We start from the raw sequence: 14860 nt of genomic DNA on the forward strand, positions 1-14860 counted from the left end.
CACCTTTTGGAGCGGGAGAAATTGGGACACCCATCTTTGGAGCAAGCCACTACTAGGCTACTTGCAGGCCCAATAAGAGGAGGTATCCGAACTGATGCCTGCAAAAGTTGGCTGGTGGGAGAGATTGCCAGGTTTAGAAAGCAACAGCCCCTGCACAGCCATTTATTGGACTATGTGCAATACCCGGAGCTATCAGCAGGGTGGATGCAAATCTATCACAGCCTTGGTTGATGGCATCGTCGCTGGCCACAGTGGCGGGCAAACTGCTGACATTGATCTCTGTCTCCCACCACTCTGATCCCTTGTCGCCTGAACAGCGTCACCTGCTTCAACCAGCGAACAGCATCGAGTCCCAATCGTTCCAGAATGGGTCCAAATTGGGCCGGAATATGACCCAGCTTGTCGGGCCGAATAGCACGACCAGTCCAATCAACCAGCATCAGGTAGTCGCTGAAGGCATAAGGCAGCTCTTCAGGCTTACCCTGGCGGGCAAACGGCAGCAAAAGTGGTGGCAAAACCTCAGTAGTAGCAGGCGCGTCAAGGCGCTGTTTGATACTGGTGTATTCACTCTGCTCTGGCCGATCGGTCAACGCAGCTCGTATCGGATTGAGGTCAACATACGCCATACAGGCCAACAAGGCGGATTCGGTGAGCAAAGCCTGACTCTTGAAGCGCCCCTCCCAGAAATGGCCCTTGCAACCATCTTCCTGATTGGCCTGACGGGCCAGATTTTCATTGAGTAGCCGAATAAACCAACTTATGGAGTGAAGCCGCTCCCGCCATTGGGCCAGCAATTGCTGCACGACAGCCAGCTCAGGCTCGATCAACATCTCCCCCTGATACCAGCGCCTGACCAAATGCGGCCACTGGAATAGCGCCGCCCAGCGCTCAGCCACCTCCCGCTCACTCCAGTTGGCTGCGGTATCGGGCTCCACCTTGAGCACCAGATGATAATGATTGCTCATCACCGCATAAGCACAAATGCCAATTGCAAACAGCCGCGATAGTTGCCCCAACTTGTCGACCACCCACTGACGCCGATGCTCATAACTCTGGCCAGAATGGGCATCGTCACCACACAGAAAGGCTCGCCGCACACAGCGGCTGACCACATGGTAGTAAGGCGTATCCTGCAAGCTGATTTGACGTGAACGGGCAATGGTCATGGCACATCCCTCAACGGTGACCTCTTAAGTCAAGAACAGCCCTACGCCACTGTCAAAAAGGTGGGTGTCCCGAAAAAAGGGATTCTATTGCCCTCCCTATAACCATCCTCTGCCCCTCCCCTTGCTTACTGCTTTATCAGAAGTCATCAGCCTGTCATCTGGCTGACATCCCGCGGTCATTTTCAAGCCATAGAGTTTTTCACTTATTTTTCATATGGATAGATAAGGAACATCATGACTTTCCCGCGCTCTTCTTATGTGGCTTTGGCCGTCTCGCTGGTCTTGCTTGGCGGCTGCCAGTCAGAGAACGAATCGTCTGCCGACAGCCAGGGCAAAACCGCCTACCAATACAGCACCAAAGCGGTCTACAGCCCGCAGCAGCAGGCGGAGAGCTACGAGCCAGCGCCCCGGGGGTTCAGCCCGGTCTTTACCGAGATGGTGGCGCGCCACGGCTCGCGCTCCCTCTCCAGCCCGAAATATGACGTGCTGACCAAGCTGGTATGGGAAGAGGCGCAGCGTCAGGGGGCGCTTACCACCCTCGGGCAGGGGCTGGGAGGCAAGGTCGATCTGGTGACGGCCGCCAACCAGAAACTGGGCTATGGCCTGCTCTCGGCGCTGGGCAAGGAGGAGCACGCCAATCTCGCCACCCGGCTGGCGGCGCGGCTGCCGACCCTGCTCAACAGCAGCGAGCCCCACTGCATCAAGGTGGTCACCTCGGGCAAGGACAGGGCCAACGAAAGCGCCTTCTACTTTATGGAGAGCCTCAAGCGCAACGTGAGCTATGTCAGCGACTCGGCGCAGTGCTACCTCACGCAGGATGACCCCTCGAAGATCGACAAAAAGCTGGTCAACAAATTCGAGCTCTACTTTCACAAGACCACGCCCGAGGGGGATTACGCCCGCTACCTGCCCGCCTATGAGAGCTACCAGCGCTTTATCGGCGACGAAGATGCCGGGATCGCCCCGGCCCCCGAGCTGGCCAGGGCGCGGGATCAGCTTAAAAACCTGAGCAAGACCAAAGAGATGGCTCGCAGCATGCTGGAGCGTATCTACAGCAAGGGCTTTGTCGACTATCTGGCGGGCGGCGTCGAGTTTGTCGCCGTCAACCCGGAGGATGGCGACATGACCTATGTGCGCGACGAAGTGGATGCCGCCCTGATGCTCTACAACCTCTTTATCATCGGCCCCGGCATGATCCGCGAAGCGCAGGCACAGGGCAGCGAACCCTGGGCGCTGGAACAGTTCCTGACCCCGGAGGAGTCAGCCTGGTTCTCCTACCTCTCCGATGCGGAAGATTTCTACGAGAAGGGGCCGAGCTTTGCCAACCAGAACGCCCCCTACGCCATTGCCCAGCCGCTGCTCGACGGCCTGTTTGGCGAGGTGCAGCGTCAGGTGGTGGAGGGCGAGCAGAGCCGACGGGCCACCCTGCGCTTTGCCCACGCCGAAGCCATTATCCCCCTCGCCGCCCTGATGAAGCTGGAAGGGAGCCGTCAGGGGGCCAGCCCGGATCAGCTGTTCAGCCAGCAGAACAACGAGTGGCGCGGCGGCTGGGTCTCCCCTTATACCGCCAATATTCAGTGGGATATCTACCAGAACGGGCAGCGGCAAGTGCTGGTCAAGATGCTCTACAACGAAAAGGAGATCGCCTTTAAAACGGGCTGCCAGCCCTACCGGAGCGACAGCCACTACTACGACTTCGAGGAGCTCAAGCGCTGCTACGGCTATAACGGCTAACCCCTAGCGCGCCGGATATGGCAATCACCAGGGGCGACCAGCAGGTCGTCCCAATCCACTCCCCTTCCCTGCTTGCCAAAGCGGGATATGGCTACAAAACCGCCTTCCAGTTCCATTTGCTGATCAAGCTCAAAAAACGAGACGTTTCTGATAGTTGCATCACTTTAAGGCTCGCCTCGGCAGTTTCGTTTGGCTTACCATGGCCATTCAGAACCTGTTGAGCTGCGATGGGTTACTGCCAGCGCGGGTCAAGGGAGCATATTGGAAGCTGTAATCCACGGGCGGTAGCGTGAGATTCTGTGGTCTTTCGCCTCACACAGAAAGGCGGGTGCCCCAGATTCAGATGTTGATGTTGATGTTGATGTTGATGTTGATGTTGATGTTGAAAAATATATAGTTCAAATCGTAAATATAAAGAGGGGATTATGGCACTTAGTAATGAATGGGAATACATGCACCTAACCCCATCAGGTTTGGTGCAAGGGAGTATGAAGCTAGACTTTCAAAGCGCTCAAGATATTGCAGTGCCCGAAGATGCTGTTTTGACAGCATACCGGAAAGTATACGTTGGAGCCATGGGCGCAAAACCTGAAGTTACCGAAGAAACAACAAACCTGTCTAAAGACTCAGATTTTATAAAAAAACTATTATTGAAATATGGCAAACCCCAATTTGGAGTTTAATATCAAGCAATAAATACCCCTTTAACCTATTATAAATCTTTTCCTTTATGCTTGAAAAAATGTCAGTACTCTAGAGTAAGCCACGACGGTGGCTGCTCTCTCGGGGTTATTTATATCATCAACTCAGATCATTCACTCTGGTATGAATCGATAACCTCCCCCCTCTTACACCCTCCATACATTCCTACAAACCAATATATCCTATTTGTAATAGGATAGCAGAGTGAGTGCTCCATCCTCGATAATTAAAGATCACTAAGTAAATTATAAGGATGATAAAAACAACCCCTAGATTTTATATGATAATACTTAATTGTACTCACTGAGCGGATGTGAGTATCGATTATCAATAGACCTAATCGGGTATCTCTAACAAAAGATGCTTAAATATATTACATGATTATCCCCCCCGTTTTATTTCGCTTGACCAACTATAGCAATTCAAAGCCTGTTAATGAACTATGAGATGCTGATAATGCCACAAGTCAATGACGAATATAATTAGCTATAAACCATGATAAATAGTGGATATATTGATTGGCGTTTCACCGTAAATAATAGCATGCATTAACATGTACTATTATTTCACTCAAAATTATTTTTAGCTTATACAAAAAACAGACCTTTAATATGGGTCTGTTTTGTGCTTTAAAGACTATTATTACAGAGCACTTTTTAACTTAGGTGCATTGCTGTGTGAGACTTCATCATCTTTGACACTATTTAGCTCTTTACGCAATCTACGATAATTATCAAGATATTCGCTTAACAGTTTATCTAAATCTGCTTTAGCTTTATCAAGTTCAGCCATAGCTAGTTCTGGCGTAGCTAGTTCTGGTGTAGCTAGTTCATTTTCATGATGATTGCTCACATGTTTAATAAGCAACCCCTTTAGATTTTCAAATGGATCTCTTCTTGCTTCAGGTTGAGATGTGCTTTCGCTGACCAGATCGGATCCGAGCGAAACCTTTTTTCTGCTAAGTGCCGCCTTAACCCAATAATTTTTTGTCATAGTCAACTCCAGTCCATTACCTTGTGACTTGCTATCTATATTAGTTAAATAATGTACAAGCATCAACTTTTTATGCCAAAATTTCATCATCATGAGATTACATTTCCGCAATTATTATTTGACTACTAATTAAATAGCTAACAATATGTAATTGAGGGCGTATGAATTCATAAAAAGCTTTTGCTCGGTCTTCACTGGACAGCATGTTTTTTGTTCTACTATAAACGTTTATAACCGCAATAATTTCATTGTCTCTATTATATAGAGGGATCGCAAGAAATGATCTCGTATTATCATTTTTATAATATAACCTAATGTTCTCTTTATATTTATTTGTCAGATAATCACCATGATATGAATTTTCAATTTGTTTAAAAAATTTATCTGCTACTTTTTTAGTATCTGGAACATATCGTGCCTCATGTTTCTCAATAGCTATTGGTGCACCTTCAAAATTTGGGTGGTGTTCGTGTCGTGTACCAATAATGCTATATGGAAATACCAAGGGTACCTCTTGGTTACCTTTTTCACATGTAGAAAATTGTTGTTGTGAGATTAATAATTTATCACAAAAACTTAATCGTGATTCTATGGTATCAGTAAATAAAAAGAATGGTGATTTTAAAATTGCGGCATCTAAATCTTGGTCTTTTTCATAGTCTGAAACATCAATGACACTAAATATATTCACGAAATAATCTATATTACCATGCCTCTGCCTAGTCCAATCATTTGCTATTGCAGATATACTTTCCATCACTGGTTTAATGAAACCACTGGATATTTTTAGAGCATGCGTTTTGTGCTGAACAAAGTCTGATTGGGATAAAATTAGTTTCTTATATTTTAATTCACTAATAAGGCCTGCGACTTGCTCATAGAGCTTAAGGTTATTACTATGAAGATCTGCACCCTGTGCTAAAACTTGTGTTGGTGGTAGTGATTTCTCTAGTTCTTGATTAAGTTTTTCACCACGATATCTACTTGTAAGCAGTACAATTGCAATACTATTGGCAAGTAAAAACACCCCACCAATAGCATCAATTGGTGACGTATGTGTAACTATTTGCGCCTGCAATTGTGTGTTGTAAATACTAACGCTTGATGCCCAGACCACACCAGACAAATGAAGTAATAAATTAGCTACCGAGTTGGTGCTATAAATACAGATGCTTTTTATTGATTTATAATTCAAACTACCTATTGCTATAGCCATTAAAATAATTAAAGCTGCACCTAGAATCAACGCCACGCTTTGATGAGTTGATAAATATTCCAGTACATTAAATGAGCCTTGTTCTGCGGTTTGATTCATATCTCCCCCGTGGTTTTACCGCATTATGTCATAGTTAGCATACAGTTCAAAAGTTATAACTCTATCCTGTATTTACCTTAACTAGCTATAGAAAATGGCGACCAACCGGTCGCCTTTTTATTTAAATCACTTTCCAATCAGGAAACTCACCGTGCCGGTCGCTTGGCTCCATTGCCTTTGGCCGCAGGCTTGCCGCCCTGAGTGGCGGGTTTGGTGCCCGGCTTGGCAGAGCCGGCGCGGGTCGGGGTTTTACCCTTATAGGCGGGTTTGCCGGTCGGTTTGCCCTTGCCTGCACTCTTACCAGCACTCTGACCTGCGCCTTGTGCGGCGGGCTTGCCGTTCCCCAACTTGAGCTCGGAGCCCACCGGTTTGCCATTGCTCGCCTTGCCGCCATTTCTGCTGGCTGCCGGGGCATTGCCTGCACCGGCCTCGCTGCGAGCGGCCTTGTTGCCAGCCCCATTGCCACGCTGATGAACGATATTGCTGTGACGGGTCAGGGCAGGTTTCAGGCCCTTGCTGCGGCTGCGCTCGGCCTTGGCTTCGCCACGGCCTTCCGGCGGCACCAGGCAGTCGGGGCCGTTGCCAATCAGGTGGCCCTTGCCCATGGCGAGCAGGGCTTCGCGGATCATCGGCCAGCCAGCGGGGTCGTGGTAGCGCAGCAGCGCCTTGTGCAGGCGACGGCGGCGCTCGCCCTTGGCGACAAACACATCGCCACCGGTGCGGCTCACCTTGTTTAACGGGTTTTTCTCCGTGTAATACATGGTGGTGGCGTTGGCGAGCGGCGACGGGTAGAAGTTCTGCACCTGATCGAGCTTGAAGCGGTTCTCTTTGACCCAGAGCGCCAGATTGATCATGTCTTCATCGGTAGTGCCCGGGTGGGCGGAGATAAAGTAGGGGATCAGGTACTGCTGCTTGCCCGCCTCTTTGGAGTATTTGTCGAACAGCTCCTTGAACTGGTAGTAGCTGCCCATGCCCGGCTTCATCATCTTGGAGAGGGGCCCCTCCTCGGTGTGTTCCGGCGCGATCTTGAGGTAGCCGCCGACGTGGTACTTGGCCAACTCCTTGATATAGCGGGGATCTTCCACCGCGATGTCGTAACGCACGCCGGAGGCGATGAGGATCTTCTTGATCCCCTTGAGGTCGCGCGCCTTGCGATAGAGGTTGATGGTCGGGCTGTGGTCGGTGTCCATGTGCGGGCAGATGGTGGGCCAGACACAGGAGGCGCGACGGCAGGTCTGCTCGGCCTTGGGGCTCTTGCAGCGCAGCTTGTACATGTTGGCGGTGGGGCCGCCGAGATCCGAGATGACGCCGGTAAAGCCCGGCACCTTGTCGCGGATATCTTCGATCTCTTTCAGGATCGACTCTTCCGAGCGGCTCTGGATGATGCGCCCTTCGTGCTCGGTGATGGAGCAGAAGGAGCAGCCGCCAAAGCAGCCGCGCATGATGTTGACCGAGGTCTTGATCATCTCGAACGCCGGGATCTTCTCCTTGCCATAGGCGGGATGCGGCACCCGCTGGTAGGGCAGGCCGAAGACGCCGTCCATCTCCTCGGTTTCCAGCGGGAAGGCGGGCGGGTTGACCCAGACGATGCGATCGCCGTGGGCCTGCGCCAGGGCGCGGGCACAGCCGGGGTTGGTCTCGTGGTGCAGAATGCGCGAGGCGTGGGCGTAGAGCACCTTGTCCTCTTTGACCCGCTCATAGGCGGGCAGCTTGACGTAGGTCAGCTCCCACGGCTTGGGCTTGGCCGGCTGCACCAGCACGGGTTTGGCCTCTTGCGCAGCGGGGGCCGCGTCGCTGGCATCGTCCGCGCAGGGCGCCCCTTCCATATAGGGGTTGGGGATGGGATCGATGCGGCCAATCTGGTCGAGCTTGCTCGAATCCACCCCTTTCCAACCCGGCAGCGGCTCCTTGCGGATCACGGCGGTGCCGCGAATATCCTGCATGGTCTCGATGGTCTCCCCCGCCGCGATGCGGTGGGCCACCTCCACCAGCGGCCGCTCGGCGTTGCCGTAAATCAGGATATCGGCCTTGGCATCGAGCAGGATGGAGCGGCGGATGGTCTCGGACCAGTAGTCGTAGTGGGCGATGCGGCGTAAGGAGGCCTCAATGCCGCCGATGACCACCGGCACCTCCTTGAAGGCCTCCTTGCAGCGCTGGGTATAGACCAGGGTAGCGCGATCCGGCCGCTTGCCGCCCACATCCCCCGGGGTGTAGGCGTCGTCGTGGCGCAGCTTTTTGTCGGAGGTGTAGCGGTTGATCATGGAGTCCATGTTGCCCGCGGTCACCCCGAAGAAGAGGTTCGGTTTGCCCAGACGCATAAAGTCATCCTTCGATGACCAGTCCGGCTGGGCGATGATGCCGACCCGAAAACCCTGCGCCTCCAGCATGCGGCCGATGACCGCCATGCCGAAGCTCGGGTGATCCACGTAGGCATCCCCCGTCACCAGAATGACGTCGCAGCTGTCCCAACCGAGCTTGTCCATCTCTTTGCGGGACATGGGCAGGAAGGGCGCCGTGCCGTAGCACTCGGCCCAATAGCGGGGATAGGAGAAAAGGTTGGGTACCGGCTGCATTTTAACCACCTGGAACAATTCGGGTCGCGCATTATACCGGTTGCGGCCAAGGGGAGCGATGGCTTTTTGTCCCCAGCATTCGCACGGGAAAAGGCGCTTTGCCATCCAACACCCGCATCACGCCACCACAAACAAGCACGCCCGCAGGATGAGTGCGGGCGATCTTTGACTGCAACTGCCGCACGGTGAGCCGGGCAAATGCCGAGGGCTCACCGCCTGAATGGTTACTGACTCAAATCCTTGTCGATCCAGTATTTGGAGCCGGAGATGTTGGCATCGAACAGCAATCCCTTCTCGCCGATCTGGTAGATGGCCATGCCGCCGTTGTATTTGGCGGTGAGCTCGGCGCTCTCCTTGCCAGCTACCACGCCCACTTCGGAAGTGGCCTCCCAACCCTGGGTCACGAAGGCATCGAATCTGGCTTTGTCTTCAAACAGGATCACCTGCTGATAGAACTTGCCACCGATACCGGCCGCCAGCCCCGCGCCAAACATCTTCATATAGGTGTGTTTGCCACTCTTGCGATTGATGGCCACCCCGGCGCCCTGATTGGTATGCAGCATCAGGGAGAACTTGCGCGAATCGAATACTGCGTAGCCATACGCCTTGTCAAACAGCAACTTGGCTGAAGGCTGTTCATTGAACAGGCGCACCAGTGCCGTGTCGGCCATGGTGTTGAGCGCCACCCGCGCCTCCTGCGGGGTTTTGGGCTCCAGCATCTCGTCGAGCTTCTTGTCGGCTACCTTCAGCCACTCCTTGCCAGTGGCGATGCTCTTGTCGGTCCAGACCCCGGCGGTGTTGAACGCCTCTTCACCCCAGGCAGAGATGGAGGCCCAGCTCTTTTTGGAGAAGTCGCTGACATCCTGCCATACCTCCTTGCTAGTCTCACTCACGGCGGTGCCGAGATCGGCGGCGGCAGCCTTCAGTTTCTCCCAGTCGGCATGGCTGGGTGACACCACCAACGTCAGTGACAGGGCCAGCAACCAGTTACGCTTGTTCATTTTTTCACTCCCGTATTGTCGAGTGTCTGGGTTACCCGGTGCGATCCCCTACAACGGGCTACCCGGTGAAAATCACTCCCGCATTATCGGAAGGGGAATCCGGTTAAGCAATCATTGAGTCCTGTTTATCCCGCCAAAGCGCGACAACCGTTAATAAAAAGGCTGCTCATCAGAGAGGAGCAGCCTTGTTGAACACTGTGAAACCGGACGGGCTTATTCGACCATCATCACCTTGCAGGTGTTGGTACTGCCGACGGTTTCCATCTTGTCACCGTGGGTCAGCAGTACCATGTCCCCGCTTTGCAGCAGCCCCTTCTCCTTGAGCACGGCCAGCGCGTCGCGGCACACTTCGTAGACCGGTTTGGTCTCGTCACCGTCGAACAGCACCGGGGTCACACCACGGTAGAGGTTGGCCCAGGCCAGGGTCTTGTTGTGGGGGGACATGGCGAAGATCGGCAGACCGGAGCTGATACGGGACATCAGCAGCGGAGTAGTGCCCGATTCGGTCAGCGCCACGATCGCCTTGACCCCTTCCAGGTGGTTGGCTGCGTACATGGTGGACATGGCAACCGCCTCTTCCACCGAGGTGAAGGTGTAGCTCATGCGGTGGTTGGAGACGTTCAGGCTCGGGTGCTTTTCGGCACCGACACAGACGCTCGCCATGGAGGTGACCGTCTCGATGGGGAACTGACCGGCAGCGGTTTCGGCAGAGAGCATCACCGCATCGGTACCATCCAGCACGGCGTTGGCGACGTCCATCACTTCGGCACGAGTCGGCAGCGGCGCGTTGATCATCGATTCCATCATCTGGGTAGCGGTGATCACCACACGGTTGAGACGACGGGAGTGACGGATCAGCTTCTTCTGCACGCCAACCAGCTCGGGGTCACCGATCTCGACGCCCAGATCGCCACGGGCAACCATCACGGCATCGGAACCGAGGATGATATCTTCCATCGCCTCATCGGTGGCGACTGTCTCGGCGCGCTCGACCTTGGCCACGATCTTGGCATTGGAGCCAGCTTCGCGAGCCAGTTCGCGGGCGTAACGCAGATCATCACCGCAGCGCGGGAAGGAGACGGCCAGATAATCCACGTTCATCAGCGCGGCTGTCTTGATATCTTCCTTGTCTTTCTCGGTCAGGGCTGGCGCGGAGAGACCGCCCCCTTTCTTGTTGATGCCCTTGTTGTTGGAGAGAGGGCCCGCCACGGTCACAGTGGTATGGATGCGGGTGCCTTCCACGCTCTCGACTTTCAGTTGTACACGGCCATCGTCCAGCAGCAGGATGTCACCCGGCACCACATCATTTGGCAGGCTCTTGTAGTCGATACCAACCTGCTCCTGACAGCCTTCACCCTTGCCCAGGGCTGCATCCAGCACGAACTTGTCACCGATGGCGAGATAGATCTTGCCATCCTTGAAGGTGGATACACGGATTTTCGGGCCTTGCAGGTCACCCATGATGGCAACGTGGCGGCCGAGCTTGGCAGCAATGTCACGCACCTGATTGGCGCGCTGGATATGATCTTCAGGAGTGCCGTGAGAGAAGTTCATCCGCACCATGTCGGCGCCAGCGCGGATAATCCCTTCGAGGATCCCTTCGCGGTCGGTGGCCGGACCAAGTGTGGTTACAATCTTTGTACGTCTAGGCATGAAAGACTCCAATATGAAGTTGAGATAACTTGAGATTCTGCCCCATCAAGCCGATGGCTCGATGCACCCGCTTGCAAACCATCCGGGTGGTTTTTGTTATTAAGTTACAATACCACATCAAGACTACACCAAGGAGGGTGGCATAGACAGTCGGGGGCCAAAGCCCCCGACGATTCAGGAAGAGTGTGGTGTTTCAAAGCGGGATTCGCGCAATCCCTCTTTTACCTTCTTCAGGTTTTCACGAAATTTCATCCCCCGGCGCAGGGTAAATCCGGTTGCCAGCACATCCACCAGCGCCAGCTGCGCGATGCGGGAAGCCATCGGCATGTAGACATCGGTATCTTCCGGCACATCCATGGAGAGCACCAGGTTGCACTCGCGCGCCAGTGGGGAATCCTTGGCGGTCATGCCGATGACGGTGGCGTCGTTCTCGCGCGCCAGCGCGGCGATCTCGACCAGCGCCTTGGTGCGGCCGGTATGGGAGATCAGCACCACCACATCCCCTTCGCTGCTGTTGATGCAGCTCATGCGCATCATGACGATATCGTCAAAGCTCACCACCGGGATATTGAAGCGGAAGAACTTGTTCTGGGCATCGCGGGCAACGGCTGAGGAGGCGCCAAGACCAAAGAAGCTGATCTTCTTGGACTGGGTCAGGATATCGACACAGCGGTTGATGGCCGAGATATCCAGGCTGTTCTTGGCGGCATCCAGACAAGCCATGGTGGATTCGAAGATTTTGGCCGTGTAGGTATCGGGGCCGTCTTCTGCTTCCACATGACGATTGACGTAAGGAGTGCCATTGGCCAGGCTCTGGGCCAGATGGAGTTTGAAATCGGGGAAGCCTTTGGTATCGAGGCGACGGCAAAAACGGTTGACGGTCGGTTCACTGACGTCGGCCATTTTGGCCAGGGCGGCGATGCTGGAGTGGATGGCGGTCTGGGGAGACGCCAGGATCACCTCGGCAACCTTGCGTTCTGATTTACTGAAACTTTCCAGGTTGTTCGTAATTTTATCAAGGGTATTCATCATCACCACCAGACGTTTTTGTAATTTAGCTTCAGTGTCTTTGCACTAAATCTACGGCTAAGCAGGTTTCCAATCAAGGTGATGACTATACAAGACAAGCGGTTATCGCAACTAACGCCTGCCGTACAAAGTATGACTCATCTCTAATTATTTCGTACTTTTCGTTACAAAACGTCACCTCGCTGTGAAACCGCTTACAAATGTTGCAAAGCAACAACACTGTGAGCAGGCGCACGTTTGTATCGATCCGGCGGGTGAGTGAGCCTGAGCTCGGATAGAATGGGCCGTCATAATCCAACAATAATGTCGGGACACCACAGTCGTCCCCATCCTGTAACGAAGGAGTTGTTATGCAGCATACCCATGCGCTGGTCGGCGATGTCGGCGGTACCAATGCGCGTCTGGCCCTGTGTGAGCTGGCCACCGGTACTATCTCTCAGGCAAAGACCTACTCAGGTCTGGCCCATCCCAGCCTTGAAGCCGTGGTTCGCCTCTATCTGGAGGAACACAAGGTCGAGGTGGCGGAAGCCTGCATCGCCATCGCCTGCCCCATCAATGGTGACTGGGTCGCCATGACCAACCACAGCTGGGAGTTCTCCATCAGCGAGATGCAGAGCAATCTCGGGCTGGCGCGTCTGCAAGTAATCAACGACTTTACCGCGGTCTCGATGGCGGTACCGGTATTGGCCGAATCGGATCGCATCCAGCTGGGCGGCACCGCACCGGTGGCTGGCAAACCCATCGCCATCTATGGAGCGGGCACCGGCCTTGGGGTTGCGCATCTGGTCAAGGCGGGCGATCAGTGGTTGAGCCTGCCGGGCGAAGGGGGTCATGTGGATTTTGCCGCCAACACCGAAGAGGAAGATGCGGTGCTGCAGGTGATGCGTGGCGAACTGGGCCATGTCTCGGCCGAGCGTTTCTTATCCGGCCCGGGCCTGGTCAATCTCTATCGCGGGCTGGTGAAATCCGATGGTCGTGAGCCGGAGCCGTTCGCGCCCAAAGACATCACCGAACGTGCGCTGGCGGGCGAGTGTCTGGATTGCCGCCGCACCCTGAGCCTGTTCTGCGTGCTGATGGGCCGCTTTGCCGGCAACCTGGCGCTCAATATGGGCACCTTTGGCGGCGTCTATATCGCAGGGGGCATAGTGCCGCGCTTCCAGGAGTTCTTCACCAGTTCCGGTTTCCGGGTTGCCTTTGAAGACAAGGGCCGTTTCAAATCCTACCTCAAGGATATTCCGGTATTCCTGATCACCCATGAAGGGCCTGGCCTGCTCGGCGCTGGCGCTTACCTGCGCCAGTCGATGGGGATTACCATCTGATTGGAAGGTGGAGTGAAACTGAAACATCCGTGGTTCAGCATCGATTCAGTGTGGATGGCATATAGTAGTGGCACGTAACCAAGAGGGTTGTACTTCACAAGGAGTGGAAAGCGACTCTCATCCGCTGGATACGTTTGTCACCTGACAAGCCTGAACTGTTTCAACCGGCCTTTTGGCCGGTTTTTTTTATCTCTGTGCCCCGAAATTACTGGGACAACGCCTTCAGCTGTGCCTTGTCGGGCGGGTTGTTCCAGTCGATGGGGCCGTGGGTAAAGCGGTACTGCAGCCGTGGCAGGCTGGTCTCCAGCCACTCTTCCCTAAAGTAGGCATACCCCTGATTCCAGTCAGGATCATTGGCCCAACCGGTTTGCAGGAAGTAGAGGCGAGTGCCCTGCCCTTCCGGCACAAAGCGCAGACAAACCTGAGTCTTCTGCTGACGAATATGGGGCAGACTGGGCGGAAAATTCCAACTAAAGCTGAGCAAATCATAGGGCATGACGGCCATGACCCTGCACCCTTCACTGCCCCGTTCACCCAGTGGAGCATCCGGCCTGAAGTAGATTTCGAAGGGGCCATTCGGTTCGGCTACCATCAAACACTCGGGAGCCAGAAAACTGCGCAGACCACTCTCTGTCGTCCAGGCGTGCCACACGTCATCGATATGAGCCGGAACAAAAATGTTGCCTTCAATCTGTTTATTGTCCATAAATCAACAATCCTCACGCCATCCATACAGGGGACTTCGGCAGTATAGCCCCATGACAAATGTATTGGACAGCCCTTAATCACACCCTTGTCATTTGCCCCAGATAACCTTGCCCGCGTGCAACAGGGAACAGTGACCGCCCTTGGGAGAGCATGATGATCAGGCGCATGGAAGAACGTGATATCACCCCGCTGGCCAAGCTGTTTTTACAAGGCCGCAGACAAACCTTTCACTGGGTAGACCCCTCCCTGTTTCACCTGGATGACTTTATCGAGCAGACCCGGGGAGAAGAGATATGGGTGGCTGAGCGAGGGGGGACGCTCTGCGGATTTATCGCCGTATGGCAACCCGATCACTTTGTGCATCATTTATACGTTGCGAGCGACTGGCATGGTCAGGGGATTGGGCGAGCGCTGCTCGAACATGGTCTGGCAAATAATCCCCGCACGGCATCACTCAAGGTGGCAACCCGCAATACGGCGGCCGTGGCCTTCTATCATCGGCTTGGCTGGCAGCATGGCGACGAGACCGGGTACTGCGAGCTCACCGGTCCCTGGTGCAAGCTGTGTCGTGAGTAGACAACAGCTCTCCAGACTGTCATGCATGGGCCCGTAAAGGGAAAATATCGATCCGGGATTGCATGGCAGAATATGAGAACACCACGACCCC

11 protein-coding genes and 1 pseudogene are annotated in these 14860 nt (G+C 54.0%); 4 read left to right on the plus strand and 8 right to left on the minus strand.

Annotation, left to right across the window (positions count from 1 at the left end):
* Positions 1–215 precede the first annotated feature (215 nt).
* Positions 216–1166 (minus strand): transposase, encoded by a 951-nt coding sequence (locus G5306_RS06960; protein ID WP_421251833.1) that lies wholly within the window; start codon positions 1164–1166, stop codon positions 216–218.
* A gap of 234 nt (positions 1167–1400) precedes the next feature.
* Here G5306_RS06960 and G5306_RS06965 point away from each other — a divergent pair, with 234 nt between their 5' ends.
* Both G5306_RS06965 and G5306_RS06970 read left to right on the plus strand, forming a co-directional pair.
* Positions 1401–2900, plus strand: a complete 1500-nt coding sequence (locus tag G5306_RS06965; protein ID WP_421312618.1) for a histidine-type phosphatase — start codon at positions 1401–1403, stop codon at positions 2898–2900.
* A gap of 425 nt (positions 2901–3325) precedes the next feature.
* Entirely contained in the window at positions 3326–3583 is a 258-nt protein-coding gene (locus G5306_RS06970) for a hypothetical protein (RefSeq protein ID WP_421312619.1), read from the plus strand.
* A 661-nt stretch (positions 3584–4244) separates the two neighbouring features.
* Here the strand turns inward: G5306_RS06970 and G5306_RS06975 are convergent.
* The 6 genes from G5306_RS06975 to G5306_RS07000 form a co-directional block, all read right to left on the minus strand.
* On the minus strand, positions 4245–4688 hold the full coding sequence (locus G5306_RS06975; RefSeq protein ID WP_421312620.1) for a hypothetical protein: 444 nt from the start codon (positions 4686–4688) through the stop codon (positions 4245–4247).
* Between the two features lie 4 nt (positions 4689–4692).
* Positions 4693–5910 carry a GAF domain-containing protein gene (locus tag G5306_RS06980; RefSeq protein WP_421312621.1) on the minus strand — a complete coding sequence of 406 codons (1218 nt, stop codon included), beginning with the start codon at positions 5908–5910 and terminating at the stop codon, positions 4693–4695.
* 146 nt (positions 5911–6056) lie between these two features.
* Positions 6057–8483: a YgiQ family radical SAM protein gene (locus tag G5306_RS06985; RefSeq protein ID WP_421312622.1), complete on the minus strand. Its 2427-nt coding sequence runs from the start codon at positions 8481–8483 to the stop codon at positions 6057–6059.
* 224 nt (positions 8484–8707) lie between these two features.
* Positions 8708–9484, minus strand: a complete 777-nt coding sequence (gene befA, locus G5306_RS06990; protein ID WP_323912847.1) for a beta cell expansion factor BefA — start codon at positions 9482–9484, stop codon at positions 8708–8710.
* A 213-nt stretch (positions 9485–9697) separates the two neighbouring features.
* Positions 9698–11137: a pyruvate kinase gene (gene pyk, locus G5306_RS06995; protein ID WP_216978295.1), complete on the minus strand. Its 1440-nt coding sequence runs from the start codon at positions 11135–11137 to the stop codon at positions 9698–9700.
* A 174-nt stretch (positions 11138–11311) separates the two neighbouring features.
* Positions 11312–12169, minus strand: a complete 858-nt coding sequence (locus G5306_RS07000) for a MurR/RpiR family transcriptional regulator (protein WP_005347620.1) — start codon at positions 12167–12169, stop codon at positions 11312–11314.
* Positions 12170–12513: 344 nt separating this feature from the next.
* Here G5306_RS07000 and glk point away from each other — a divergent pair.
* Positions 12514–13485 (plus strand): annotated as a pseudogene (glk, locus tag G5306_RS07005) (glucokinase); the annotation flags it as partial.
* A gap of 205 nt (positions 13486–13690) precedes the next feature.
* On the opposite strand, the gene G5306_RS07010 reads toward glk, so the two are convergent.
* Positions 13691–14191, minus strand: coding sequence for an SRPBCC family protein (locus G5306_RS07010; RefSeq protein ID WP_216953138.1), 501 nt, complete (start codon positions 14189–14191; stop codon positions 13691–13693).
* A gap of 155 nt (positions 14192–14346) precedes the next feature.
* On the opposite strand from G5306_RS07010, the gene G5306_RS07015 reads away from it, so the two are divergent.
* Positions 14347–14769 (plus strand): GNAT family N-acetyltransferase, encoded by a 423-nt coding sequence (locus G5306_RS07015; RefSeq protein ID WP_266134392.1) that lies wholly within the window; start codon positions 14347–14349, stop codon positions 14767–14769.
* The last annotated feature ends 91 nt before the right edge of the window (positions 14770–14860 follow it).

It is taken from the genome of Aeromonas sp. 603404 (assembly GCF_049171775.1).
GTDB lineage: Bacteria > Pseudomonadota > Gammaproteobacteria > Enterobacterales > Aeromonadaceae > Aeromonas > Aeromonas veronii_A.